Origin of the sequence: Mycobacterium sp. (genome assembly GCF_032159565.1) — a bacterium.
In the GTDB taxonomy this organism is placed as follows: Bacteria; Actinomycetota; Actinomycetes; order Mycobacteriales; family Mycobacteriaceae; genus Mycobacterium.
Genome location: NZ_JAVHWR010000083.1, coordinates 1 through 26,469 on the forward strand (window position 1 = coordinate 1; position 26,469 = coordinate 26,469).

General features: G+C 66.6%; 23 protein-coding genes and 1 tRNA gene. 15 read left to right on the top strand and 9 right to left on the bottom strand.

Features of this window, described 5'->3' with window-relative positions; all coding sequences use genetic code 11:
* On the bottom strand, positions 1–1,902 hold a 1,902-nt coding region (locus QOC76_RS10510), incomplete at its 3' end, for a TPM domain-containing protein (RefSeq protein WP_526356774.1).
* 78 nt (positions 1,903–1,980) lie between these two features.
* Here QOC76_RS10510 and QOC76_RS10515 point away from each other — a divergent pair.
* The 3 genes from QOC76_RS10515 to QOC76_RS10525 all read left to right on the top strand — a co-directional run bounded on the left by QOC76_RS10515 (position 1,981) and on the right by QOC76_RS10525 (position 5,530).
* Complete coding sequence (locus QOC76_RS10515; protein ID WP_526356793.1) at positions 1,981–3,237, top strand: deoxyguanosinetriphosphate triphosphohydrolase; 1,257 nt, start codon at positions 1,981–1,983, stop codon at positions 3,235–3,237.
* 4 nt (positions 3,238–3,241) lie between these two features.
* The gene (dnaG, locus tag QOC76_RS10520) at positions 3,242–5,182 is read left to right on the top strand and encodes a DNA primase (RefSeq protein WP_526356775.1); all 1,941 of its coding nucleotides are present in this window, start codon (positions 3,242–3,244) and stop codon (positions 5,180–5,182) included.
* Between the two features lie 81 nt (positions 5,183–5,263).
* Positions 5,264–5,530 carry a DUF7155 family protein gene (locus QOC76_RS10525; RefSeq protein WP_526356776.1) on the top strand — a complete coding sequence of 89 codons (267 nt, stop codon included), beginning with the start codon at positions 5,264–5,266 and terminating at the stop codon, positions 5,528–5,530.
* Here the strand turns inward: QOC76_RS10525 and QOC76_RS10530 are convergent.
* Positions 5,527–5,778, bottom strand: coding sequence for a hypothetical protein (locus tag QOC76_RS10530; RefSeq protein WP_526356777.1), 252 nt, complete (start codon positions 5,776–5,778; stop codon positions 5,527–5,529). The two genes, QOC76_RS10525 and QOC76_RS10530, sit on opposite strands and share 4 nt — an antisense overlap.
* Positions 5,779–5,925: 147 nt before the next feature.
* On the opposite strand from QOC76_RS10530, the gene QOC76_RS10535 reads away from it, so the two are divergent.
* From QOC76_RS10535 to QOC76_RS10560, 6 genes are all read left to right on the top strand, one after another.
* Positions 5,926–5,998, top strand: a tRNA-Asn gene (locus QOC76_RS10535).
* A 523-nt stretch (positions 5,999–6,521) separates the two neighbouring features.
* Positions 6,522–6,854, top strand: a complete 333-nt coding sequence (locus QOC76_RS10540; RefSeq protein ID WP_526356778.1) for a hemophore-related protein — start codon at positions 6,522–6,524, stop codon at positions 6,852–6,854.
* A gap of 423 nt (positions 6,855–7,277) precedes the next feature.
* A complete protein-coding gene (locus QOC76_RS10545) occupies positions 7,278–8,534 on the top strand; it encodes a lipase family protein (RefSeq protein ID WP_526356794.1) in 1,257 nt (418 codons plus the stop codon).
* A 255-nt stretch (positions 8,535–8,789) separates the two neighbouring features.
* Positions 8,790–9,179, top strand: a complete 390-nt coding sequence (locus tag QOC76_RS10550) for a nuclear transport factor 2 family protein (RefSeq protein ID WP_526356779.1) — start codon at positions 8,790–8,792, stop codon at positions 9,177–9,179.
* 131 nt (positions 9,180–9,310) lie between these two features.
* Entirely contained in the window at positions 9,311–10,222 is a 912-nt protein-coding gene (locus QOC76_RS10555) for an asparagine synthase-related protein (RefSeq protein WP_526356780.1), read from the top strand.
* A gap of 33 nt (positions 10,223–10,255) precedes the next feature.
* The gene (locus QOC76_RS10560; RefSeq protein WP_526356781.1) at positions 10,256–10,738 is read left to right on the top strand and encodes an LppP/LprE family lipoprotein; all 483 of its coding nucleotides are present in this window, start codon (positions 10,256–10,258) and stop codon (positions 10,736–10,738) included.
* A 12-nt stretch (positions 10,739–10,750) separates the two neighbouring features.
* Here QOC76_RS10560 and QOC76_RS10565 read toward each other — a convergent pair whose 3' ends face one another.
* Positions 10,751–12,724 carry an acyl-CoA dehydrogenase family protein gene (locus QOC76_RS10565; RefSeq protein ID WP_526356782.1) on the bottom strand — a complete coding sequence of 658 codons (1,974 nt, stop codon included), beginning with the start codon at positions 12,722–12,724 and terminating at the stop codon, positions 10,751–10,753.
* 101 nt (positions 12,725–12,825) lie between these two features.
* Between QOC76_RS10565 and QOC76_RS10570 the strand changes: the two genes are divergently transcribed.
* Positions 12,826–13,557: a VIT1/CCC1 transporter family protein gene (locus tag QOC76_RS10570; RefSeq protein WP_526356783.1), complete on the top strand. Its 732-nt coding sequence runs from the start codon at positions 12,826–12,828 to the stop codon at positions 13,555–13,557.
* 4 nt (positions 13,558–13,561) lie between these two features.
* Here the strand turns inward: QOC76_RS10570 and QOC76_RS10575 are convergent, their stop codons facing one another.
* A complete protein-coding gene (locus QOC76_RS10575) occupies positions 13,562–14,773 on the bottom strand; it encodes an MFS transporter (RefSeq protein WP_526356784.1) in 1,212 nt (403 codons plus the stop codon).
* Between the two features lie 30 nt (positions 14,774–14,803).
* Positions 14,804–15,244 (bottom strand): MarR family winged helix-turn-helix transcriptional regulator, encoded by a 441-nt coding sequence (locus QOC76_RS10580; RefSeq protein ID WP_526356795.1) that lies wholly within the window; start codon positions 15,242–15,244, stop codon positions 14,804–14,806.
* Between the two features lie 107 nt (positions 15,245–15,351).
* On the opposite strand from QOC76_RS10580, the gene QOC76_RS10585 reads away from it, so the two are divergent.
* Positions 15,352–17,418 (top strand): ABC transporter ATP-binding protein, encoded by a 2,067-nt coding sequence (locus QOC76_RS10585; protein WP_526356785.1) that lies wholly within the window; start codon positions 15,352–15,354, stop codon positions 17,416–17,418.
* The gene (locus QOC76_RS10590; RefSeq protein WP_526356786.1) at positions 17,415–18,248 is read left to right on the top strand and encodes an energy-coupling factor transporter transmembrane component T family protein; all 834 of its coding nucleotides are present in this window, start codon (positions 17,415–17,417) and stop codon (positions 18,246–18,248) included. The genes QOC76_RS10585 and QOC76_RS10590 overlap by 4 nt, the downstream gene beginning before the upstream one ends.
* Here the strand turns inward: QOC76_RS10590 and QOC76_RS10595 are convergent.
* The 3 genes from QOC76_RS10595 to QOC76_RS10605 are packed head-to-tail and all read right to left on the bottom strand — an operon-like array spanning position 18,245 to position 21,265.
* Positions 18,245–19,555: an ABC transporter substrate-binding protein gene (locus QOC76_RS10595; RefSeq protein WP_526356796.1), complete on the bottom strand. Its 1,311-nt coding sequence runs from the start codon at positions 19,553–19,555 to the stop codon at positions 18,245–18,247. The two genes, QOC76_RS10590 and QOC76_RS10595, sit on opposite strands and share 4 nt — an antisense overlap.
* Positions 19,556–19,578: 23 nt before the next feature.
* On the bottom strand, positions 19,579–20,406 hold the full coding sequence (locus QOC76_RS10600) for a carbohydrate ABC transporter permease (protein WP_526356787.1): 828 nt from the start codon (positions 20,404–20,406) through the stop codon (positions 19,579–19,581).
* A complete protein-coding gene (locus QOC76_RS10605; protein WP_526356788.1) occupies positions 20,393–21,265 on the bottom strand; it encodes a carbohydrate ABC transporter permease in 873 nt (290 codons plus the stop codon). Before QOC76_RS10605 ends, QOC76_RS10600 begins: the two co-directional genes overlap by 14 nt.
* A 45-nt stretch (positions 21,266–21,310) precedes the next feature.
* Here QOC76_RS10605 and QOC76_RS10610 point away from each other — a divergent pair, with 45 nt between their 5' ends.
* From QOC76_RS10610 to QOC76_RS10620, 3 genes are read left to right on the top strand one after another with little or no spacing between them, the layout of a single operon-like run.
* Entirely contained in the window at positions 21,311–22,828 is a 1,518-nt protein-coding gene (locus tag QOC76_RS10610) for a metallopeptidase TldD-related protein (protein WP_526356789.1), read from the top strand.
* 2 nt (positions 22,829–22,830) lie between these two features.
* Positions 22,831–24,204, top strand: coding sequence for a metallopeptidase TldD-related protein (locus QOC76_RS10615; protein WP_526356790.1), 1,374 nt, complete (start codon positions 22,831–22,833; stop codon positions 24,202–24,204).
* Between the two features lie 7 nt (positions 24,205–24,211).
* The gene (locus QOC76_RS10620; protein WP_526356791.1) at positions 24,212–25,051 is read left to right on the top strand and encodes a carboxymuconolactone decarboxylase family protein; all 840 of its coding nucleotides are present in this window, start codon (positions 24,212–24,214) and stop codon (positions 25,049–25,051) included.
* A 7-nt stretch (positions 25,052–25,058) separates the two neighbouring features.
* Here QOC76_RS10620 and QOC76_RS10625 read toward each other — a convergent pair.
* On the bottom strand, positions 25,059–26,469 hold a 1,411-nt coding region (locus tag QOC76_RS10625; protein WP_526356792.1), incomplete at its 5' end, for a KUP/HAK/KT family potassium transporter.

A 26,469-nucleotide genomic window follows, 5' to 3' on the forward strand; every position in this document is an offset into this window, starting at 1 on the left:
GCCGCCGCCCATCCCGCCGCCGCTGAGGATGTTGCCGAGGATGATGCCGCCGAGCACCGCACCCATGTTGGAGCCACCCCCGCTGCCGTACCGCCCCGCATACGCGCGCTGCGCCGCCTGAGCATCGGCGGTCGCCATCGACTGCGCCTGCGACGCCAACATCGCCGCGCCGTTCGCATGCGCGATCGCCTCGCTGATATTGGTATCCCGCTTGTCCTGCGCAGCCTGCAGCTGCCGCACGGATTCGGCGAGCCGAGTGCGGGCCTCCGGCCCGATGGCCCCCCTGCGCACGTCGATGTAGTCGGACACCGCCCGCACTCGCGACTGCGCGTTGAACAGCGCTTGGTCGAATGTGCGGCTGAGCCGGTCGGCCGCCTCGCGTTCCTCGGCGACGCTGGCCAGCAGCCGGTCCAGCTCGGCGTCGGCCTGGGTCAATGTCGTGAACGCGCCCAACGGATCTGTGGCGCCGGTGCTCTGTGCGTCGGCGACGGCTTTGACGGCGACATCCCGTGCGGCGCTGAGTTCGGCTTCACGCGACGTGTCGCCCCGCGCCAGCTGATCGCCCGCTGACTTGATGCCGTTCTGGATGTCGGCGATGGCCGACGGCAGGGTGCCGATCGCGCGGTTGATGTCGGTCGCGGCGCTGTCCACCGCGTCGAGCAGCGTGCGCGCCTGACCGAGCGCCGACTCCGCCGCCCGGATTGCGTCGACGAGTCCGGTCTGTCGGTCGGCCGGACGTGACACCAGGTTGCGACCGGTGGTGATGTTCTGGTCGGCGAAGGCGAGTCGCTGTTTGGCGGTCTCCACGTTGCCCGCCACGGAAGCCAGCGCCGCGTCCGCGAATTGCTTGTGCAGCGCAGCCAACGCTTGCGACGAGGGCTCCAGGCGCGCGGTCAGGTCGACCATCTGCTGGGTCATCGCGTCCAGCCTGCTGGGGGCGTTGATGACGAGATCTCGCAACTGCGTGAACGCCTCCCGCTGAGCGTCGAGTTCCCGGTCGGCCTTGGCGGCCGCCACGACGACGCGGGTCAGGAGGTCGCGCCGTTGCGAAGCCGTCTCAGGGATGGCGTCGTCGAGGATCTGGCGCACGTTGAATGCCTGCGCCAGTGTGCTTTTCGCGGCCGTAACGGCCTTGGTGAACGGCGCCGTCTCCTTGTCGCCGAATTCCTCGACGGCCAAGGCCAATTCGTTGTCGCTGGTGCGGACGGCGTTGTCGACGTCCACCACCATCGACTTCGAAAGGTCGTCGAGCGCATCGATCTGAACCGCGGCGAGCGCGGTGGGGTCGGAGGGGTCGACGCGACGTGCCGCCGCGAACTCGGCCTCGCGGCGCTTACGGCGTCGCCGCCGCGACCACAACCACAGCAGCAACACCAGAACGACGAGGACGGCCAGCGCCGCCAGCAAGGCGAACGGGGAGAACCGGGACCCCGAACCGGCCGGCTTGTCCATGCCGTCGGCGGCGGCGATCGCGGCGCCCGCCCAGTCGTTGTCGCGTAGTGCGGGTTCGATTCGGGTGCGGCGTAGGTCACTCACTTCGCTACTGTTCAGCCCGGTTGCCGGGCCGGCGAGGAAGGCGTAGGAACGATCGGTTGTCGCGACGGCGAGGATTGCATCCTCGTTGCTCAAGTCGCTTTCGCGCCTTGTACTTTCGGCCCAGTTGACCGCGCCCTGGCCGGAGAAGCTGTCGACGTAGACCACCCACAGCCGGATCTGGCGCTTGCTGTAGAGCCGGTCGACCGCCTGTTTCACCTCGGATAGCTGCGATCCGTTGAGCACCTGCGCCTGGTCGGTGACGTAGCCCGGCAACCGGAACGGGGGCACGCTTCCTGCAGTCGGTGCCAGCAGGACCCCGGCGGCCAGGATCGCGAGGACGAGACCGAGCAGGCGGGCGATACGCATGATCGCCAATCTAGTGCGGTGACAGGCCGAGACAGCCGGTACCGGCGAAGAGTCCTGGCAGACTGTGCCTCGGTGGCCATGAACAACGACGCATACGACGAGTTCGACCGGCAACGTGTGGTGGTCGAGCCGGCGAAGAGTGCCGCGTTACCGGGGACGGACACCGAACACCGCACCGACTTCGCCCGCGACCGGGCCCGCGTACTGCACTGTGCGGCGCTGCGTCGACTGGCCGACAAGACGCAGGTGGTCGGACCCCGCCAGAGCGACACTCCGCGCACCCGACTGACGCACTCCCTCGAGGTGGCCCAGATCGGCCGCGGTATGGCGATCGGGCTGGGGTGTGATCCCGATCTCGTCGACATGGCGGGGCTCGCCCATGACATCGGGCACCCGCCGTACGGGCACAACGGCGAGCGCGCCCTGGACGAGATCGCCGACGAACACGGTGGCTTTGAAGGCAATGCGCAGAACTTCCGGATCCTGACTCGCCTGGAGCCCAAAGTTCTTGACGCACAGGATCGCAGCGCAGGTTTGAACTTGACGCGGGCGGCGCTGGACGCCGTCACGAAATATCCGTGGCAGCGCAGTCCTCAGCGGAGCAAGTTCGGCTTCTACGGCGACGACACGGCCGCCGCCGACTGGATGCGGCAGCGGGCGCCGCAGTTCCGCCCGTGCCTGGAGGCTCAGGTGATGGATTGGGCCGACGACGTGGCGTACTCGGTGCACGACGTCGAGGACGGAGTGGTGTCGGGCCGGATCGACATGCGCGTGCTCGCCGACGACGACGCCGCGGCCGAGCTCGGTCGACTGGGGCAGTCGAGCGGGATGGGCGGGGGGCTGTCCGCCGAGGACCTGGTGTCGGCGGCGGGGCGGCTGTCCGAGTTGCCGATGGTCGCCGCCGTCGGCAAGTACGACGCCACGCTGGCCGCGTCGGTAGCGCTGAAGAAGCTGACCAGTGAGCTGGTCGGGCGGTTCGCGTCGGCCGCGATCGCGGCCACCAGGGCCGAGGCAGGGCCGGGCCCCTTGGTCCGCTATGCCACCGATCTGCGGGTACCGGCTCTCGTGCGCGCCGAGGTGACGCTGCTCAAGGTGCTGGCGCTGCAGTTCATCATGTCCGATCCGCGGCACCTGGACCTGCAGGGCCGCCAGCGTGACCGGATCCACCGAGTCGCGGAGTGGTTGTCGGCCGGTGCGCCCGCCACGCTCGACCCGATCTTCGTGCCCGCGTTCAACGCGGCGGCCGACGACGGTGAGCGGCTGCGGGTGGTCATCGACCAGATAGCGTCGTTCACCGAAGGCCGACTGGAGCGGTTGGAACCCGCTCTAGACTGATTCGGTGGCCGGTTCGGCGGGTGGGAGCGAAGCGACTCGGGGTCGGGGAAGGATCCCTGATCGCGATATCGCGGCCATTCGTGAACGTGTCCAAATCGAAGACGTGGTCGGCGACTATGTCCAGTTGCGTCGCGCCGGAGCCGACTCGCTGAAGGGTCTGTGCCCGTTCCACGACGAGAAGTCCCCGTCGTTTCATGTGCGGCCGAACCACGGCCACTTCCACTGCTTCGGCTGTGGCGAGGGCGGCGACGTGTATGCGTTCGTGCAGAAGATGGAGCACGTCAGCTTCGTCGAGGCGGTCGAGCTGCTGGCCGACCGGGTCGGCTACACCGTCACCTACACGGGCGCAGCGACCAGCGTGCAGCGCGACCGCGGGAGTCGCAGCCGGTTGATCGCCGCCAACGCCGCCGCTGCGGAGTTCTACGCCGAGGCGCTGAAGTCCGACGAGGCCGCGCCAGCTCGCCAGTATCTGCTCGACCGCAATTTCGACGCCGAGACGGCGGCGCGTTTCGGCTGTGGTTTCGCGCCGTCGGGCTGGGACACGTTGACGAAACATCTGCTGCGCAAGGGGTTTGAGTTCAAGGAGCTCGAAGCCGCCGGGCTGTCACGGGAGGGCAGGCGTGGCCCGATGGACCGCTTCCACCGGCGGCTGCTGTGGCCTATTCGGGTGTCCAGCGGCGAGGTCATCGGCTTCGGCGCCCGCAGACTTTTCGACGACGACCAGAACCAGGCGAAGTACGTCAACACGCCCGAGACCGTGCTCTACAAGAAGTCGTCGGTGCTCTTCGGCCTCGACCATGCCAAGCGTGATATCGCCAAGGCTCATCAGGCGGTGGTCGTCGAGGGCTACACCGATGTGATGGCGATGCATCAGGCCGGGGTGACCACTGCGGTGGCGTCCTGCGGCACCGCATTCGGAGACGAACACCTGGCGATGCTGCGACGACTCATGATGGACGACAACTTCTTTCGCGGCGAACTGATCTACGTGTTCGACGGCGACGCGGCCGGTCGGGCCGCCGCGGTCAAGGCGCTCGAGGGTGAGCAGAACCTGGCCGGGCAGTCTTTCGTCGCGGTGGCCGCCGACGGGATGGACCCGTGCGATCTGCGGCTGAAATCTGGTGACGGCGCACTGCGCGATCTGGTGGCACGCCGAACACCGTTGTTCGAGTTCGCGATTCGCACTGCGCTCGCCGACCACGACCTCGATAACGCCGAGGGGCGGGTCGACGCGCTGCGCCGTTGCGTGCCCATGGTGGCGCGGATCAAGGACCCGACATTGCGCGACGAATATGCGCGCCAGCTGGCCGGCTGGGTGGGCTGGGACGACGTCGCTCAGGTGATCGGCAGAGTCCGAGACCAGTCGAAGAGCGGCGGCAAGCAAGGATCGGCGCAGGGTGCACGGCCCCGGCGTCCCTCCAAAGCCCCGCCCGCGACGACGGTGGGGCGGCCCGATCCGCGCGATCCGACACTGTGGCCGCAGCGTGAGGCCTTGAAGTCCGCATTGCAGTACGCCGCGTTGGCGGGCCCGGTGTTCGACGCGCTGACGCCGGAGACCTTCACCCACCCGGGATACTCGGCGGTGCGGGCGGCCGTCGCGGCGGCGGGCGGCACATCGGCGGGCGCCTCGGGTGCGGAGTGGATCGACGCGGTGCGCCAGCAGACGGGATCGGACGCGGCGGCGAGCCTTGTCCACGAGCTCGGCGTGGAATCGATCAGCGTCGAGGACGACGAGAGATTGCCGCGCTACATCAGCGGAGTGCTGGCCCGTCTGCAGGAGGTGGCGGTCGGACGCCGGATCGCCGAGGTCAAATCGAAGCTGCAGCGGATGTCCCCGGTGGAGCAGGGGGACGAATACCACGCGCTGTTCGGCGACCTGGTCGCCATGGAGGCTTATCGCCGCAGCCTGCTGGAAAAGGCCAACGGCGACGACCTTACTGCGTAACCAGGCTCAACCCGTTATGGTGTAGACGCCCTAGGCCCACTGGTGAAAGGCAATTTGGTGGCTTCGAAAAAGACTCGTCGGATGATCGTCCTCGGCGCCTTTGCGGTGATGGCCGCTGCCGGGCCGGCTTTCGCCGCGACCACGATTTCGACCTCTGCCCCCCACGACTACCAGGCCCTTCCGTCCGGCTGCCGGTCGCACTTCGGCAATTTGGAAGACGGCATCTGCCTGGACGGCGCTGGCGGCACGCCGATCAACATCGGCACGCCCTTTGGCCAGTACGGTCCCAACAATTACAACAACAACTACCTGCTGCCGGGCCAGACCTGGACGAACGGCGCCAACTAGCGCCGTTTTTCGGCCGTCGTCTGCGGCCTGAGCACCGCGGTGTCGCCATCGATCGGCGTCAACGTCACCATCTCCGGGTCCGGTGAGACGCGGTCGGCGATTTTGCGGCGTCCCGCCGTGATCACGGCCTTGGCGGCAGGACTTTCCGTGACGGCGCGATAGGTGCCCGCGATCTGCTCATATCGGCGCCGGCCGGCTTTGGTGCCCAACACATACCCGACGGCCAATACGGCGACATACCGGAACACAGGGCCCCTCCCAAAAGACGGTGCGACGGTGTCCATCCTGCCTCACGAGTGGGGGTGTGTGCCCGGCCGGGAGACCATTGGCGGCGCGACCCGCACGTAAGCTAAAGTCAACCCTCGGTCCGCGGCAGACCCTCGCGGGCGGGGCAATCCCCTGTAGCTCAATTGGCAGAGCATTCGGCTGTTAACCGAAGGGTTGGTGGTTCGAGTCCACCCGGGGGAGCAGGCATCACAGCAGCCGGCTTTGTCGGCACTCTTCGATACGTGCTCACTCTCGTCGCCGTGACCGTGTGACTCTATAACGCATCTGGCGGCGTTTCGAGTGATCGACCCACGAACTCCGCGCCCTGCTGCAGTTCCTGCGCGGCGTCAGACCATCGACGAAAGAGTGCATCGTTTCCCTCGCGATGAAACCGAATGTACTTGCGGCGTCGGCCATGCTCAGGGGTGCGGCCCTACGAGCAATCAGTGAACCCATCTGGCTTTGTGCTGCGTTACTCCCGCTGAAGTAGGCAAATCCTTGCAATCACGGCGACGGCCGTTTCAACGGTCAACAGCCCCGGCAGGCCGCGAATGAGCCGACCCGAAACCGAGCCTTCCGGGGAATACCGCAGCGCGTAAACGGCAGATATGGCAAACACAGATTGAGTTGCTGAATCGGGCACAACCCGCGCGGCACCTTGCTACCGTCGTTGCTGGGAGGATGCCCGCCCCGCCGAGTGGGCAAGTGTGGAAGGTATACGGAAATGAAGCATTCGACGAAGGTTGCTGTCGTGTTCGGGGGGATGGCGTTGTCGTTGACGGTTGGCGTCGGCGTCGCGTCCGCAGCGCCTGACCTGGGCCCGCTTGTGAACACAACCTGCAGCTATCCGCAGGTCGTGGCTGCGCTTAGCGCACAATCGCCCCAAGCTGCCGACGAGTTCAATGGGCAGCCCATGGCACAGTCCATGTTGAGCAGTTTCATCGCCTCGCCGGTGGAACAGCGTCAACAGATTGCGCAGCAGGTGCTCGCTACGCCAGTGGGGCAGCAGTACGCTTTAGATGTCCAGCAGGTCGCCAGCACCTGTAGCAATTACTGAGCGGCTTCCGCGAGTTGCCCTAACGAGCTCCAACCGGCGTGGCTCGGACGACCAACCGCCGCATGCCATCCCGCGATCTTGGGCCAGATCTGTGTTTGGCCGAAGGATGGTCATGTTTGCGTGCAGAACGCGCCGATCGGCTGAGCCTTGAGCCGAGGGTTATTGGCCCGAGATGGATCATTACGGGGATATAACAGGCGCGTCGCGGCTTGGTGTGGAACGCTCACTGTGACGGGGGCGTCCGGGTGGTTAGATACCGTCCGATGACGCGTGCATGTTGGCCCAGCACACGGGGGTGGGATGAAGGCTCAAATTCAGGAGGTTGCCCTGAAAGCAGGCATCCAGCGCCGCTCGCCCTGGTACGTCCCGATACGGTGGGCCGCCATCCGGGTGTTCGTCGCTGCTCTGATCGGTGTGCTCGCTATGACTTCTGGTTCTGTGGCGCGCGCGGATCCACCCGACCCGCCGGGACTTCAGTATCAGGAGTTCTATACCCCGCCCGACCCGCTGCCGCCCGGTAAGCCCGGCGATCTGATCCGCACGGAACCGTCGCATCTCGTACTGGAGCCGTCGGGTCAACTTGGTGCGTTTGTCGCGGATGGAACGCGGATCATGTACCGCAGCACGGGTGCACTTGGTCAACCCACAGCGGTGACCGGCACGTACTTCGAGCCCCACAATCCGTGGCCCGGCCAGGGCCCCCGTCCGCTGATCTCGTATGCCGTCGGGATGTACGGCCTTGGCGACCAGTGCGCGCCGTCACGGCTGTTCAATCAGGGCATCCACTTCTCCAGCGGTCTGGACATCATGCCTGGATACGAGGAGACGTTCATAGCGACGATGGTGGCCCGCGGGTTCGCCATCGTGGTCACCGATTACGAAGGCATGGGCACACCGGCGCCAGCGCCGTTCGGGAACCGCCTCTCGGAGGCTCACGTCGTTATCGACGCCGCGCGAGCGGCCATGCAGCTTCCCGGTACTTCTCTGGAACCCAATGGGCCGGTGGCATTCTGGGGCTGGTCGCAAGGCGGCGCGGCGTCCGCCGCCGCCGCCGAGATGGCGCCCTCGTACGCCCCGGAACTGAACCTGGTGGGCGCCTGGGCTGGTGCACCGCCGGCCGATCCGAGCCTGTTAGCGCCATTTGCCGATGGCAGCATCATGATGGGAGTGCTAGGTTACATACTCAACGGGATTATCGCCGCTTACCCCCCGGCCGAGGCACAGATCATGCCGATACTCTCCGTCTACGGCGAAGACCTGGTGAGACGGACCCGGGACCAATGCATTGTCGAGACCGGGTTGACCTTCGGTTTCCATCACTTGAACGAATACTTCATCCCGCCGCCTGACGAGGTGTTCAATAACCCGCAATTCAAATTGGTTCAAGATCTTCAGCGGATCGGCACCTTGAAACCTAAAGCGCCGGTGTACATCGAATCCAACCGGTGGGACCCGGTGATGCCGTGGCACGGGGCACGGCAATTGGCGGTGGACTGGTGTGCCAAGGGCGCCGATGTCGAGTTGTGGACCGACTATCTACACCCGTTCCAGAATAAGTTGGGGATGCTTCACATACTCTCCTACTTCGTAGATGGCGAGCGCAGCATGCAATGGGTGGCCGACCGGTTCAACGGGGTACCGACCACGCCGAACTGCGACTCCATACCGTCGCCCGAATAGTACGACCCACACCGGGATGCACACAGACCTCGCACCGCTCGAATCCCGTAGTCGCTCGAGGCTATGTCGGAGAAACTTCTTGCCTGCGCAATAGCCCGCGAACTCGTATTGCGAATCGCGCTGAATCTCCGGTAACCGAGACGAGAATGTGTTTGGCGGCGAACGGCCCGACTGGCCAAGGAGTTGCACCCTGCAGTTCCCCGGTACGGCCACTGTCGCGGTCGAGTTACCGGATACGCGAAGGGGGTCTCCAAAGTGTCCGAACAGGAAAACAAGGAACTCGTCAAGAAGGGCTACGACGCCTTCTCAGCGGGTGATGTTCAAGCAGTGATGGATCTGTTCGACGACGACATCGAATGGGTGCAGCCGGGACGAAGTGCCATCAGCGGCACCTTCCATGGCAAGGCTGAGGTCATGGAGTTCATGGGTAGGCTGGCCCAGAAGTCGCCGACGGTGACGGTCAAGAGGCTGTTGGCCGAGGGCGACACCGTCGCGGCGATCACCGAGGTGACTGTCGAGGGCGAAACGAGTGAGGACGTCGATATCATGACCATCCGCAACGGCAAGACCGTACGCATGGACGTGCATGGCGATACCGCACTGCTGGAGCGGGTCTACGGGAAGAAGGCGCTCACGGCCGGATAGTCGCCTTAACGCTGAAAGGGCAGGCGTCATTCCTTTGTGGCGCCTGCCTCTTTTTGTGTGAATCGCCTTCTCCTGCTTACGTTTCAGCTGTGAGTTGCTGCGGCGAGGCAGAGAATTTCAAGCCGAACCCGATGCGCGAGACCATGGACACGGCGTACGTCCATGATGTTGCCAAACATGTCGGCTCGGACCACACCGACATCGTGCTCGACCACAATGCGCTGGCAGACCTCGATCTGCGACGCAAAGTGGTCGGGGCGCGCGACATGCCGCTGGGGCTCGGCGACATCTACCTGCTGTTCAAGGCGATCCGCCAGGAGTCGACGGTGGCGCTCTCCGGCGAATCGGCGGACGAGATCTTCGGCGGCTACCGGCAATTCGATCCTGCGGTGCAGCAGACCGACGCGTTCCCGTGGATCGCGATCGGCGACGGACCCATCGACACCACCGGTGCGATCCTCACTCCTGCTCTGCGCGCCGCCGTCGACCTCGACACCTACATGCACGACCGTTACACCGGGGCCGTCGCCGAAGTCGCCAGGCTCGACGGCGAGGACGACTTCACGCACCGCATGCGGGTGATGAGCTACCTGCATCTGACTCGGTTCGTGCGAATCCTGTTGGACCGCAAGGACAGGATGAGCATGGCCGTCGGCCTGGAGGCGCACGTTCCGTTCTGTGATCACCGGCTCGTCGAATATGTCTACCACACCCCGTGGTCGTTGAAGACCTACGACGGCCGCGAGAAGAGCCTGCTGCGCGGCGCGACGCGCGACGTGTTGCCCGAGTCGGTGGTGAATCGGGTCAAGAGCCCTTATCCCTCCCAATCAGACCCTCAATACGGGGCGGCGATCCAGGCGCACGCCGAGGACCTCTTCGGCTCCGGCGACGACGCGTTCTTCAGCCTGATCGACTCCGCCGCCTTGGAGCATCTCATCGGTCTGGACCCGCACCAGCTCGCGCCGGTAGAACGGACCCGCATCGAACGCGTGCTGGATCTGGCGGTGTGGATCGACATGTACAAGCCGACGATCGTCTTCTGATCGGGTAGGTGCGCTGTCCGTAAGCTCGCGGGCATGCGACGAATTCGCCTGCTCGCCGCGTCGATGGCGGTTGGCGCCTTCGCCATCGGCTGCGGCTGGAGCCCACCGTCCCCACCGCCGACCAGTACCCAGGCCTGTGGGTCGTCGGATGCGCCGGACACCGACACCGTCCAACAGGCGATCGCGGGCCTCCCGCAGGGTCCGCGGTGGCGCGAAACCGCCCGCGGCAATACCCCTGACTGCCGGCTGAACTGGGTGGTGACCAAGGCGGGCGATGCATCCGACAGCCCCATGCAGGTGCTGTTCTTCGACCGCACCACCGCCCTCGGCCCGGCCACGCCCGAGCCGCGGAGCTACATCAACGTCATATCGACCGGGAACCACACCGCGAACGTGCAGTACCAGTGGCGGCAGGGACAGGAGCCGGCGTGCTGCCCGACCGGCATTGCGGCGGTTCGGTTCCAGATCGGCGACGACGGCAAGATCAAGTCACTCGATCCGATACCCACCCCGTAGCTGGGCGGAGACCTACTTCGGCTCTATGGTGCCGGAGCTGGTTGCGTCCTTCTCGTGGTGCTCGTCTGCGTCGGGGATGTTCTCGGGATGCAACATCTCGGCGTAGCGCAGCTGTTCGGGGATTCCGAACCCGTCGACGAGCAACTCCGCGTAGGGCCGCAGATCTCGGCACCGCTCGTTGATGCCGCGGGTCACCGCCTTGGCGCGTTCGGTGGACAGGAAGCGATGCTCCATGAACCACGCCCTGTCCTCTTCGATCACCGACAGCGCATACAGATCGCACACCATGTTGAGGATTTTGCGGGCTTCGTCGTCCTCGCAGGAGTCGATGCCGGCCACGAACGCTTCGAGAATGATCCGGTCGATGTGTGTGCGCGCCGTGTGCAGCACGTGGTCCTGCACCGAGTTGAACGCATCGAACGCGCTCATCTCCTTCGACTTGCCCTGCAGCCGACGGGCCACGGTCGCGAGCATGTACTCCTCGCGGTCCTCGAACATCTTCACCTGGGTGCCGCGGTTGAATAGGCTGCCCTCCTCCTCGTTGTCCTGCCGCGTATCGAGGACGGTCTGCATGATCGTTTCGGCCGCAGTGCGTTTCAGCACCCGCTCACCGGCGAAGTTGACGGCGAACCGCACCCATTCCACCGGGCTCATGCCCTTGATGTCGTCGGCGTAGGCGGTCAGCAGCTCCTTGGCCACCAACTGGGTCAGCACGTGGTTGTCGCCCTCGAATGTGGTGAACACGTCGGTGTCGGCCTTCAGTGCGATCAACCGGTTCTCGGCGAGATATCCTGCGCCGCCGCATGCTTCGCGCGCCTCCTGGACGGCGCGGGTCGCATGCCAGGTATTGGCCGCCTTCAAGCCCGCGGCACGGGACTCCAGCTCGCGCTGCTCTTCGGCGTCGGGGTCATCCGACGTCTGCAGCTCGTGGCACTTGGCAACGAGCTCGTTCTGCGCGAACTGCAGCGCGTACGACTTGGCGATCAACGGGAACAACCGGCGCTGGTGCACCAGGTAGTCCATGATCAGAACCTCGTCCTCGTCGCCGGGGGCGGAGAACTGCCTGCGCTCCAACGCGTATCGGGTCGCGATGTCCAGCGCCACCCGCGCCGCCGCACCAGCGCTGCCGCCCACGGTGACCCGGCCGCGGATCAACGTGCCGAGCATCGTGAAGAACCTGCGGTTCGGGTTCTCGATCGGCGAGGAGTACGTGCCGTCCTCGGCGACGTCGGCGTACTTGTTCAGCAGGTTCTCGCGCGGAACCCGCACCTGGTCGAACTGGATGCGGCCGTTGTCGACACCGGGTAAGCCGCCCTTGTAGTGGCAGTCAGAAGTCGTCACGCCCGGCAGATCGTTGCCCTCGTCGTCGCGGATCGGCACGACGAAGCAGTGGACGCCGTGGCCTTGCCCGTCGGGAGTGATGAGCTGCGCGAAAACAGCTGCCACGCGCGCGGTTTCGGCAGCACCGCCGATGTAATCCTTGCGGGAGGTGCGGGTGGGGGAGTCGATGACGAACTCCTGTGTCGACGCGTCGTACTTCGCCGTCGTCTCGATGGCTTGCACGTCGCTGCCGTGACCGGTCTCGGTCATCGCAAAGCAGCCGAGCAGGTCGAGGTCAATGAGCTTTTTGACGTACTTCTTGTGATGCCGCTCGGTGCCGAGGTTCTCGATCGCACCGCCGAACAAACCCCACTGCACGCCGGCCTTGACCATCAGCGACAGGTCGGACATCGCGAGCATCTCGATCTGGGTGACCGCCGCGCCGACGTCGCCGTTGCCGCCGTGTTCCTTCTTGAAGCCGTCCTCGGCGGCGCCCCGGTTGGCCATGATCTTCAACTGCTCGGCCACCTTGGTGCGGGCGATCACGGTGTTGGGCGTGTAGTGCGGTCTGAAGATCTCGGTGGACAGCTCCTGCCGCATCCGGTTCTTCACATCGCGCCAGCGGCCGTCCAGCGTGTTGCGTACATGCTCCGCAGTGGTGGTCATACCCAGACGGTAGCCCGTTGGCGCTCGGCGGAAACTGTGATGTGGCAAACGTAGGCAAACCTGGCTAGACCTGGCGAAACCGATGCCGTTGAATCGGTGCCATGGCCGAGTCGAACGAGGCGGCGCTATCGCCGACAGGGATGCCCCATGTTGGGGGACACCGGCACTCGGATGTGTCCGGTGGGTGGTTGCGCGCGGCCACCTTCGGCGCGATGGACGGTCTGGTCAGCAATACCGCCCTGATCGCGGGCGTAGCGGCGGCGGCAAGTACCCAAACCGTCGTCATCAGCGGTGTGGCGGGCCTGCTTGCCGGGGCCTTCTCGATGGCGCTCGGCGAGTACACCTCGGTCACCACCGCCAACGAACAGATCGACTCCGAGGTCCGGGTGGAGCGGCGGGCCTTCGAGAAGCATCCGAAAGCGGAGCGGGCCGAGCTGGTGGCAATGCTGGTCAATCTCGGCATGAGCCGCGAGACCGCCGTGCAGGCCACCGACGAGATCCACCGCGATGAGAGCCGGGCGGTGAACTTCCATCTCGTTCAGGAGCTGGGGGTCAACCCGTCCGAGAAGCCGTCGCCGTGGATCGCGGCCATCTCCTCGTTCGTCATGTTCGCGATCGGTGCCGTCGTGCCACTCCTCCCGTATTTGCTTGGGTTCGAGTCGCTGGCGGCCGGATTGGCCTGCGGCGGTATCGGCTTGGCAATCGCGGGCGGCATCGCGGCCCGGTTCACAAGCAGACCCTTCTGGTGGGCATCACTGCGGCAGCTGGTGTTCGGCGGGATAGCGATCGCCGCCACCTACGTGGTCGGCACGCTCGTCGATTCGATGCTGTAGCCGATCAGCTTTCGCTGCCGACGGTGATCGACTCCGCGTGGTCGGTGACCCCGTCGAGCTCGCTTTCCTCGACGTCGATTCCGGTGAGGTGACGTCGCGTCATCGCGAGCACACCCGCGCCGAGCAGAACCGCGGCGGCGCCCACCCAGAACGGCAGGTGCACGTTGACCTGTTCACCGAGGAAGCCGGCAAGCCACGGCGCCACCGCGGCTCCGGAGAACCGCACGAAACTGTATGCCGCCGAAGCCACTCCGCGTTCCACCGGCGCAGCCTTCATCACCGTCTCGGTGATCAGCGTGTTGTTGATGCCGATGAACAACCCGGAAACCACCACACACGCCGCGAGCACAGCCTTGCTGTCGGTGCCGAGCGCCATCACCACCAGGGTCGTCGTCATCGCCAGCAGGTTGACCAGAAGCGTTGGCACGGTACCGAATCGGTGCTGCAGACGCGGTGCCACCGCGACGGAGGTGAATGCCAGCGCGAGGCCCCAGCCGAAGAAGATCAGGCCGATCTGATGGGCGCTCATGTCGAGCGGGAACGGCGTGAAGGCCAGCAGGGTGAAGAACCCGAAGTTGTACAGCAGCGCGGTGATGCCGACGCCGAGCAGGCCGCGGTGGCGCAGTGCGCGGAAGGGATCGGCCAGTGTGGTGGCGCGTTCGGCACGCGGCGTCGACGGCAGCAGGAATGCGGTCACGATGAGCGCGATCACCATCAACGCCGATACCCCGAAGAACGGGCCGCGCCACGAGATCGACCCGAGCACGCCGCCGACCAGCGGACCGACGGCGATCCCCAGTCCGAGCGCCGCCTCGTAGAGGATGATCGCCTGTGCGACCGATCCTCGTGCGGAGTTGACGATGGTGGCCAGCGCGGTCGCGATGAACAGCGCGTTGCCCAGGCCCCACAGTGCCCGCCAGCCCACGATCTGCGTCACGGTGTCGGACATGCCCGCCAATCCGGCGCCTGCGATGATCACCACCAGGCCGAGCAGCAGCGTCCGCTTGGGGCCGATGCGGCTGGCGACCACGCCCGTGATGAGCATCGCCACGCCCATCACCGCCATGTAGCTGGTGAACAGCAGCGAGACTTGAGACGGTGAGGCGTTGAGGTTGTCGGCGATCGGCTTCAGGATTGGATCGACGAGGCCGATCCCCATGAAAGCGACGACAGAGGCGAACGCGACGGCCCAGACGGCCTTGGGTTGGCGCCACATATGGTGCGGCTACTCCTAACTGGATCTGTTTTATTTGACGGTCGGTTTCGGGGCTGCCGCGTCTTCGAGCAGCTTGCGCATCACGCGAACGGCGTCGTCGAGCGTCTGGCGGTCGGCGTCATTCAGCCGCTCCAGATACGGATCGATGGCAGCGCCGCGGTCGACGCGAACCCGCCGCAACATGTCGACACCTTCAGGGGTGATGCGGATGAGCACAGCCCGCGCATCGTCGGGATCGACGGCGCGTGACACCAGACCCGCGTCCTCCAACCGGCGCACCTGCATGGTCATCGTCGGTTGCGAGCAGTGGTCGAGCGTGGCCAGATCGGAGATGCGCGCCGCGCCCTGATCCTCGATCGTGGACAGCAGCCGCCCCTGTGCGGACGGCAGCGGTATGCGGGCCCGCTGCGACGCCAGGCGGTTGAGTCGCGCCACCGCGGCGAGCAGGTCGGCGCCAAGGGTCGGAGTCACCATTCCATAATTACATAGTTTCGCTATGCGTATCAATCGGCAGGCCGCGTGTCGGCGCTCACAGCGCTGCCAAAGGATTGTTGAGCCGCGACTGGCAGACTTGTGCAATGACTGCGACCCGCCGTGCGAGCAATACTCGCCGACGGGGTTCGCTGCAACCCGTTGAGCTGGCGCACGCATCGGTGATGGCGGCGCTCTGCGCAGCCACCGCCATCATCGCGGTCGTTGTGCCCTTCGCCGGCGGTGTATCGCTGTTGGGCAACGTGCCGATGGGCCTGCTGGTCTACCGGTTCCGCGTTCGGGTGCTGATCGCCGCGACGGTTGCGGGCGCGACCATCGCGTTCCTGATCGCCGGCATGGGCGGCTTCATGACGGTGATCAACTGCGCCTATATCGGCTTGCTCATCGGCCTCATTCTCAGGCGCGGCCGCGGGTGGCCGACTGTCGTGCTCGTCGGACTCGTCGCCGGTGCGGTGTTCGGCGGCGCCGTCGTGGCTGCGCTGTCGGTGCTGGTCCGGCTGCGGCACCTGATCTTCGAATCGATGACCGCCAACGTCGACGGTATCGCCGCTGCCCTCACCAGTTTTCCCCAGTGGTGGTGGCTGCCCGACCTGGACCACCTCGCCGAGCGTCTGCGGCACGACTTCGCCACCGCGCTTCACTACTGGCCGGTTCTGCTCGGCGGGTCATCGGTGCTCAGCATCACCATCGTCATGCTGCTCGGCTGGTGGGCGCTGTCCCAGGTGATCAACCGGCTCGTCGTGATCCCGGACGTGCACAAGCTCGATTCCGCAAAGGACGCCCGCCCGGTGGCGCCGGTGCCGGTGCGGCTCACCGATGTCCGGTTCCGGTACCCGAAGAGCGACCACGACGCACTCGGCCCGGTGTCGCTGACGGTCGAACCCGGCGAGCACGTCGCGGTGACGGGGCCCAACGGGTCCGGCAAGACCACGCTGATGCTGGTGCTGTCGGGCCGCGAGCCCTCCTCGGGCACTGTCGAGCGTCCCGGCTCGGTGGGGCTGGGCCGGCTCGGCGGCACCGCGGTGATTTTGCAGCACCCGGAGAGCCAGGTGCTCGGAACCCGGGTCGCCGACGACGTGGTGTGGGGACTGCCGTCCGGCACCGTCACCGACGTGCATCGGCTTCTCGCCGAGGTCGGCCTCGACGGCCTGGCCGAGCGCGACACCGGCGGCCTGTCGGGCGGCGAACTGCAGCGCCTCGCTGTGGCGGCGGCGCTCGCCAGGGAGCCGTCGCTGCTGATCGCCGACGAGGTGACCAGCATGGTCGACCAGGACGGCCGCGACGGACTGATGGGTGTGCTGTCCGGGCTGACCGAGCACCACCGCATGGCGCTGGTTCACATCACGCACTACAACGACGAGGCCGGCTCGGCCGACCGCGCGATCGACCTGACCGGAAACCGCGGAGCGACCGACAACACCGAGATGGTGGAGACGACCGCGGCCCCGGATGCCACCGGCCCCCTTAAACCGCGAGGTGACGCCCCGGTTCTGGAACTCATCGACGTGAACCACGAATACGGCAGCGCTACTCCGTGGGCCACAGAGGCATTGCGGAACATCAACTTCGCGGTGGACGAGGGCGACGGCGTGCTGATTCACGGCCTGAACGGCTCGGGGAAGTCCACGCTGGCGTGGATCATGGCAGGCCTTGCCGTGCCGACGAGCGGCAGTTGTCTGCTCGACGGTGCTCCGGTGTCCGATCAGGTGGGCGCGGTGGCGATCTCCTTTCAGGCCGCCCGACTGCAGTTGCTGCGCAGCCGGGTCGATGTGGAAGTCGCATCGGCGGCCGGCTTCTCACCGCACGACCGTGCGCGGGTGATCGAGGCACTGGCCACCGTCGGGCTGGATGCGGCGCTGGCGGACCGCCGGATCGATCAGCTCAGCGGCGGGCAGATGCGTCGGGTGGTGCTGGCAGGGCTGCTGGCGCGATCGCCGCGCGCCCTCATCCTCGACGAACCACTGGCCGGACTCGACGCGGCCAGCGCGCGCGGACTGTTGCGACTGCTCGAGGAACTTCGCCGAAACGCCGGCCTTACCGTCATCGTCATCTCGCACGACTTCACCGGACTCGAAGACCTGTGCCCGCGCATCCTGCATCTGCAGGACGGTGTGCTGGCGCCGGCGCCGACGGCCGCCGGAGGTATGTCATGACGGCGCCAGCACGCAGACAACAACGGCGGCCGGTCGTCCTGCTGCGGCCAGTGCCCGGCCGCACGGTCGTCCATGACCTCTGGGCGGGAACGAAACTCATCGCGGTCGCGGCGATCGGCGTGCTGCTGACGTTCTATCCCGGCTGGGTGCCGATCGGGGCCGTCGCGGCTCTCGTGCTCATCACGGCGTGGCTGGCCCGGATTCCGCGCGGCGCCCTGCCGTCGATACCGCGCTGGCTGTGGTTCCTGTTGATGCTCGGCGGTGTCACCGCCGCGTTGGCGGGCGGCAGTCCGGTCATCGCACTCTTCGGGCAGGACCTCGGTCTGGGCGGACTGCTGAAGTTCCTGCGAATCACCGCGCTGTCGATCGTGCTGCTGGCGCTGGGCGGCATGGTGTCGTGGACGACCAATGTCGCCGAGATCGCGCCCGCTGTCGCGAAACTCGGAAGACCATTGCGCCGGCTACGGATACCGGTCGACGAGTGGGCGGTCGCGCTGGCTCTGGCGCTGCGCGCCTTCCCGATGTTGATCGACGAGTTCCGGACCCTGTATGCCGCGCGCAGCCTGCGTCCCAAGCCTGTGCTGACGACGCGGCGGGCCCGCAGGCGTCGCTGGGCATTCGAAGTCATCGACCTGATCGCAGCGGCCGTCATAGTCGCGCTCCGGCGTGCAGACGAGATGGGCGACGCGATCACCGCGCGCGGCGGAGCCGGCCAAATCTCCGCGGCGCCGTCGGGGCCCAAACTGCGCGACTGGGTTGCGCTTTCGCTGGTTTCGCTGGTCTGCGGCGCTGCGCTGGCACTGGAACTGACGCTGCTCGGAACGACCTAGCGCTCGGCCGCGGCGTTGGCGGCGGCCTGGGCATCGCTCAGCGTTGTCGCCACGTCGGAGCGGCCGAGGAACATCTCGTCGAAGTAGGGTTCCATCGCCTGGTAGCCGGCGGGGAATCCCGGGCCGCCGGGCGCGGGTATCCGCGGAGCGTCGAGCACCCGGAAGAACGGGCCGACGTCGACGCCGCGCCGCGCCCAGTAGTCGAAGTAGACGCGCTGCGCCGCGAGCACGGCCGGGATGGCCGCACCGTGCGCACCGAGATATTGATTGCCGCGGGCGCTGCCCATCCAGTCCAGCACCTGCCGCACGGCGTCGGGATGTCCGGTCGCCGAATTGCCCGCAGCGGCAATGCCGTTGGTGACGCTCACCCGGCCCACCGGCCCGACGGGCATCGGGACGACGCCCCACCGGAAGCGGCTCTGCTCGGCGATCGCCGCCAAGTTGTAGGTGCCGGACTGGAACAGCGCCATCCTGCCCTGCAGGAACTGATTGCGGGAGAAGTCGCCGTTGCCGTTGGTGTCCGCCGCCGCCGGCGCGACATGGTCGTCATTGATCAGACGGACGAGGTAGTCGAACGCCGCGACGGACCCGGGGTTGTCGAACGCGAACCGGTCGCCGTCGGAGAACCTCCCGCCTGCCGAGCCGATGTAATTCAGGTATATGCCTTGAAGATCGTTGGCGGCGTTGTACCCCCACTGCCGTATGCGGCCCGCGTCGAAGCCGGGTTCGTCGGCCCGTCGTCCGTCGGCGTCGACGGTCAACCGGGCGAGCAGCGGACGCAGGGTGTCGACATCGCCGGGGGACCAACGCATCGCGAGGAGTTGCCGCAGATCCACGCCCGCCGCCTTGACGAGGTCGGCGTTGAAGTAAACCGCGATGCCCGCATCGGTCAGCTGCGGCACCGCCCACAGCACGCCGTTTCGGGTGAACTGGCCGGCTACCGACGGATCCCAGCCCGTTGCGGCCTTGCGCCCCAACGTTTTCGCGATGTCCATCAAGTGACCGCTGTCGGCATACTGCGCGAAGTACGCATTCGACAGCCAGAAGATGTCGTCGGCGCTGCCGCCCGCGGCGTCGGTGCGCAGCGTGTCGAAATAGGTGCCGTACGCCACCACGTTGACCCGTACGTCGATGCCTGGATGGAGGCGGGTGAACTCGTCGAACGATTCGCGGTATGCGGCCGCGACCTGTTCGTCCCACAGCCGCACGGTGACCACCGTCCTGCCTGCGGGCTCCGGCGATCGGCCCAGCAGCACCGCCGCCACGAGCAGCACGGCCATCGTGAGGGCCAGTGTCGTTGCGACCATCGTGGAGTATTTCGGACGGAGGCTCACTTGAGCCCCGTCACCACGATGGAGCGCACGATGTGCCTGCCGAGTGCGATGAACAGCAGGACGAGCGGGACGATCGCCACCGTCGTCGCGGCCAGCACCAACGTCCACTGCGCGTTGTAGCGAGACTGCAGGCCGGCCGTCGCCACCGTCAGCACCTGCCACTTGCCGCCGCTGGTGATCACCAGCGGCCACATGAAGCTGTTCCATTGGCTGACAACGGTGATCAGCGACAGCGTCACCAGAATCGGCTTGCCGGCGGGGAGCACGACGTGCACCAGGACGTCGAGGGTGTTGGCTCCGTCGATGCGTGCCGCCTTGATGAGATCGGCAGGGATCCCGCGGAAGTACTCGCGCAGCAAAAAGATTGCGTACGGCGAGCCGAACACGAACGGCAGCACCAACGCCCAGAACGTGTTGCGCAGACCAGCCTGCGCCATCATCAGGTACAGCGGCACCACCGTCACCGTGGCGGGCACCATCAACGTCGCAAGGTACAGCCAGAACAACGCGTCGCGGCCGGGGAACTCGAGCCGCGCGAACGCATATGCCGCAAGCACCGAGAACGTCAGTTGGCCGACCAGGATGACGGCGGTCATCAACGCCGTCACCACGAGCGCGCGGCCGAACCCGGCATCGGCCAGGCCGACGTAGTTGTCCACCGTCGGCGGACTCGGCCACGACAGCGGCGTGCCGGTGTTGAACTGCTCCGCGGACGTGAACGATGTCAGCAGCCCGAGGGCGAACGGCGCCAGCGTGATCAATGCGCCTGCGGCCAGCGCGGCGTAGATGACCGGCGCCGACGCGGCCCGGCTAAACGACGTCATAGGTGATCCGCCTGCGGAAGTAGAGATGCTGGACCACCGTCACACCGACCAGCAGGACGAACAACACCGCGGCCATCACCGACGCCCGCCCGACCGCGGCGGCGCCGAACGCCTCGGCATAGATGCGATGAGCGATCAGGTCGGTGCGGCCCTGCGGTCCGCCCGCGGTCAGCGCATACACGGTGTCGAAGACCTGCGCCGCACTGATGACTCCGGTGACGAGGACAAAGAACAGCGTCGGCCGCAGCATCGGCAACGTGATGCGGCGAAAGCGTTGCCACGCGTTGGCGCCGTCGGTGCGTGCCGCGTTCTGGATGTCGCCGGGAATCGCGAGGATGCCTGCGAGGAAGAACAGCGTCACGTAACCGACGTTGGTCCAGATCGTGACGGCCGAAACCACGGGCAGCGCGAGGTCCGGGTCGGTCAGCCACTCGACCCGGTGCCCCAGCAGCGTGCTCACCGCACCGTCGGTCGGGGCCAGCAACCACCGCCAGAGCACCGCAATCGCCAGTGGCGCGCTGATCCACGGCAGCACGTACAACGTGCGGAAGAACCCGCTGCCGGGCAGTCCGGGGGCCAGTATGGCGGCGGCGATGAGACCGAGCACCGACTGGGTGGGCACGACGATCACGATGAACAGCGCCGTCACCACCAGCGACGTGGCGAACGACGAGTCCGTCAGCACAGAACGCCAATTGTCCAGTCCGACATACTGAATAGACCCCAGCAGGTCCCAGCGGTGCACGCTGAGCCAGACGACCACCAGCATCGGCAGCAGCAGGAACGTGACGACACCGAACAGGCTGGGCGCCAGCAGCGCGTACCCCACTGCCGTTGTGCGCACCCGATTGACCGCCACCGAGCCATTAAAGCGGGCGCGGCGCGGTCGAACTACGGTGTAGCCGTGAGCGCACCCCGCCAAGTCGACCCCGACTTCCTCGAGCTGCCCCGCCGTCAGCTCGCCGACGCCGCGCTTTCTGCCGCCCTTGCGGCCGGCGCGAGCCACGCCGACCTGCGCATCCACCGCATCGTCAACGAGGTTCTGGCGCTGCGCGACGGCGAGCTGGAGACCTCCGTCGTCGACCGCGAGGTCGGTTTCGCGGTGCGGGTGATCGTGGACGGCACGTGGGGCTTCGCGTCGAACGCCGAGCTGGATGCCGGCGTCGCGGCGGAGACGGCTCGCCGCGCGGTTGCGGTGGCGCGCACATTGGCGCCGCTCAACGCGGAGACGATCGCGCTGGCCCCCGAACCGGTGTACGCCGGGGTCAGCTGGGTGTCCGACTACCGGATCGACCCGTTCTCGGTCTCGGCGGCCGACAAGATCGGGCTGCTCGCGGAGTATTCGGGCCGGCTGCTGGCCGCCGACGGCGTGAACCACGTGTCGGCCAGCCTGCACGCGGTCAAGGAGCAGACGTTCTACGCCGACACGGCGGGCTCGTCGATCACGCAGCAGCGGGTGCGGGTGCAACCGACGCTGGAGGCGGTGACCGTCGACGCCGCGGCGGGGTCGTTCGAAACCATGCGCACGTTGGCCCCGCCGACCGGGCGCGGCTGGGAGGCCGTCGACGGCGACGACGTGTGGGACTGGTCGAACGAGCTCGCCGAACTGCCGACGCTGCTTGCGGAGAAGGTCAAGGCGCCGAGCGTGACACCGAGGCCGACCGACCTCGTCATCGATCCCTCCAACCTGTGGCTGACCATCCACGAATCGATCGGCCACGCCACCGAATACGACCGCGCGATCGGCTACGAGGCCGCCTACGCGGGTACGTCGTTCGCCACGCCGGACAAGCTGGGCGCGATGCGCTACGGCTCGGCGGTCATGAACGTGACCGCCGACCGCACCGAGAACTTCGGGCTTGCGACGGTCGGCTGGGACGACGAGGGCGTGCAGGCGCAGCGGTGGGATCTGGTGCGCGACGGTACCTTCGTCGGCTACCAGCTTGACCGGGTGTTCGCGCCGCGGTTGGGGATTGCGCGGTCCAACGGCTGCTCGTACGCCGACTCCCCGCATCACGTGCCGATCCAGCGGATGGCCAACGTCTCGCTGCAGCCCGGCGTCGATGGCCTGAGCACCGACGACCTCATTGCGCGGGTCGAGGACGGCATCTACATCGTCGGCGACAAGAGTTGGTCGATCGACATGCAGCGGTACAACTTTCAGTTCACCGGACAGCGGTTCTTCCGGATCACGGACGGCAAGCTCGACGGGCAACTGCGCGATGTGGCGTATCAGGCCACCACCACCGACTTCTGGGGTGCGATGGAAGCAATCGGCGGTCCGTCGACGTGGCGGCTGGGCGGCGCGTTCAACTGCGGGAAGGCGCAACCTGGACAGGTGGCCCCGGTCAGCCACGGCTGCCCGTCCGCGTTGTTCCGCGGGATCAATGTGCTCAACACCCGCACCGAAGGAGGACGCTAGCGGTGATCAGAGCGCAGCAGGTCGTCGACATCGTGTTGGCCGAGGCGGCGCGGTTGGGCAAGGCCGACGAAACGATCGTGCTGGTCACCGACCGCAGTGACGCCGCACTGCGGTGGGCGAACAATTCGATGACCACCAACGGTGTTTCGGTGCAGCGAAGGACCACGGTGATCTCCGTGGTGCGTCGCGGCGACCGCGGCCACGTGGCATCGCTGACATCCAGCGAGGTCGATCCGGCGGTCATCCCCGCACTGGTGGCGGCCTCGCAGAACGCGGCGCTGTCGGCGCCGGAAGCCCGCGACAGCGCGCCACCGCTGCCCGCCGGGGAGGCGGCGAATGGTTGGGACGCCCCGATTCCCGGCACCGGCGTCGATGTCTTCGGCGGCGTCGCAGAAGCGCTGACGCACGGCTTTGCCCGCGCCGACCGGTTGTACGGATACGCACGCCACATCCTGGAGACGACGTTCGTCGCCACATCGTGCGGACTGCGGCGGCGCTACACCCAACCGACCGGGTCGGTCGAGATCAACGCCAAGCGCGATGGAGCCAGCGCCTGGGCGGGCACCAGCACTCCCGACTTCGTCGACGTGCCAACCGATTCGATGCTCGAGGAGCTCTCGACGCGGCTCGGGTGGGCACGGAATTTTGTCGAGCTTCCTGCGGGGCGCTACGAGACGATTCTGCCGCCGTCGGCCGTCGCCGACCTGATGATCTACATGTCGTGGTCGATGGACGGCCGTGGAGCGCAGGAGGGCCGCACCGCCTTCTCGGCGCCCGGCGGCGGCACGCGGGTGGGGGAGAAGGTCACCGACCTGCCGTTGACGGTGTACTCCGATCCCGCGGTCGCAGGCCTGGAATGCCTGCCGTTCGTAGCGACGCCCAGTTCCTCGGAGCGGGTCTCGGTTTTCGACAACGGCATGGACATCGCCCGGGTCGATTGGATCCGCGACGGCACGATCAACGCGCTGGCCTATCCACGGGCCGCCGCCGCCGAGTTCGGCGCGCCGGTCGCGGTGGCCGCCGACAATCTGCTGATGACCGGCGGTACCGACAGCCCTGCCGACATGATCGCGGCGACCGAGCGCGGACTGCTGCTGACCACGCTGTGGTACATCCGCGTCGTCGACCCCGGTGTGCTGCTTTTGACCGGGCTGACCCGCGACGGTGTCTACCTGATCGAGGATGGCCAGGTCACGGGCGCGGTCAACAACTTCCGGTTCAACGAGAGCCCGCTGGACCTCTTGGGCCGGGTCAGCCAGGCGGGCGTCAGCGAGGTCACGCTGCCGCGCGAATGGGGCGACTGGGCCACTCGGGCGGCGATGCCGTCGCTGCGGATTCCCGACTTCCACATGTCGTCGGTGAGCCAGGCGCAATAATGCGACGATGCAGGATCCGCTGAACGGCCAACTCGGCCGACTGGTCGCCCTCGCGCCGCCCGAGCACGGCCGACTCAGTGCGCTGGTGCGCCAGACGTGCGCCAAGACGCTGTCGCTGCCGCCGCTGCCCGTCGAGATCACCGTCGACGGTCCGGCGGACGAGGCGGAGTCGGTCGCCGTCGAGTTCGCCGAACAGTTCAGCGCCGACGTGTCATCGGTCAGCGACGATCTGCGGGGCCGGTTCACCTCCACGCTCGGCGGTTCGGCGTTCCCCGCGGTGATGCTGACCTACTTCGCCGACTTCCTGCCCAGGGTGCGCGCCGGCTTCGACGCGCTGGACCTGCCGGTGCCGTGGAACGACGCGGTCGCCTGGGATCACGGCAGCGGTCTCGGTGACGTGCTGTTCAACGCATTCCTTCCCGGCGTTGCCCGGTTGCGGGCTCTCGACCCGGTGACGACCGAAGTCGTTCGGTTGCGCGGGGCGACGCAACACAACTGCCGGCTGTGCAAGTCGCTGCGCGAGGGCCGTGCATTGGATGCGGGCGGTTCGGAGTCGCTGTACGAGCAGATCGAGTGGTTCGAGACGGCGGACACGTTGACCGACCGACACAAGGCGGCGCTGCGGTACGCGGACGCGTTGATATGGACACCGGCGAATATCACGCAGGAGGTGGCCGGAGGCGTCCGCGCGCACTTCACCGAAGCCGAATCGTTCGAGCTGACAGCGGATGTCATGCGCAACGCCAGCAACAAGATCGCCGTCTCGCTTGCCGCCGACGCGCCAAGGGTTGAAAACGGAACCGAGCGCTACCTGATCGACGAGGACGGGCAGACGGTCTACAGCTGACCCGGGTCTATACCTCGATGCGCGAACCCATGATCACCGTCCGGTCGCGCGGCAGGCCGAAACGTTCCGCGGCATCGGCGGTGATGTAGGACGTCGCGATGAAGAGCCGTTTGCGCCACTGCGCCATGGTCCTTTTATGACCCCGCACGAGTTCGAGCTTGGACAGGAAGTAGGACGCGTCGTCGATCGCGATCTTGCCCTCGGACTGCTTCGGGGTGAGGCTGCGAAGCGCGTCCAAGATGTGCGTCTTCTCCATGTAGCCGTAATTGGCTGTGACGAAGACGATCCCGTCCTGGTGGTAGCCCAGAGCGTCCACCTGGATCCGCTCGGTTTCCGGGGCGCGCGGCACCGGAAGCGTCTCGATGGAGACGATGATGACGTGCTCGTGGAGCACATGGGTGTGCTTGACGCACGTGCGCATCGCCAGGGGTGCGGTCTCTTTCCCGCGGTTGAGGAACACGGCCGAACCGGGAACGCGCACGATCGGCGGTTCGCAGCCGCGGATCGCGTCGATGAAATCGTCGAGCGGTCCCTCGACCTTTTCCCTTGCCACGGTGACGATCTCGCGTCCGCGATGCCAGGTCATCATCACGGTGAACGCCACGATGCCGATAAACAGCGGCAGCCATGCGCCGTGCACGACCTTGGTCAGGTTTGCGGCGACGAACAGCAGATCGATCAGCAGCAACAGGCCACCACCGATGACCACCAGCCACAACGGTGCATTCCATCGGGTTCGGGCATAGTACAGGAACAGCAAGAGGGTGATCGTGATCGTCCCGGTCACCGCCATGCCGTAGGCGTAGGCCAGGCGCTCCGAGCTGCGGAACGTGATGACCAGCGTGAGAACCGCGACCGTCAGCAGGCCGTTGATCCACGGAACGTAGATCTGGCCTTCTTGCGACGCCGACGTGTGGATCACGCGTATGCGCGGTAGGTAACCGATGCGAGCGGCTTGGGACGCCAACGAGAACGCGCCGGTGATCACGGCTTGCGATGCGATGACCGTTGCGGCCGTGGCCAACAACACCATCGGCCACAATGCCCAGCTGGGAATCAGCAGGAAGAAGGGGGCGCGCGTGGTGGACGGATCGCCGATCAACAGGGCGCCCTGCCCGAGATAGTTCAGCGTCAGCGCCGGCAGCACCACAAACAACCAGCCTCGGGTGATTGCCTTCCGGCCGAAATGGCCCATGTCGGCGTAGAGCGCTTCCGCTCCGGTCACCGCAAGCACCACGGCGGTGAGCGCGAAAAACGCGATCTCGAAGTGCCCCGCGATGAAACTCAGTGCATACGTCGGTGACAGGGCCTTGAGAATCTCCGGATGCGCGGCGATGCCGCTGACTCCGCAGGCGCCGATGGCGAGAAACCACGCGACCATCACCGGACCGAATGCCCTTCCCACAATGGCGGTGCCG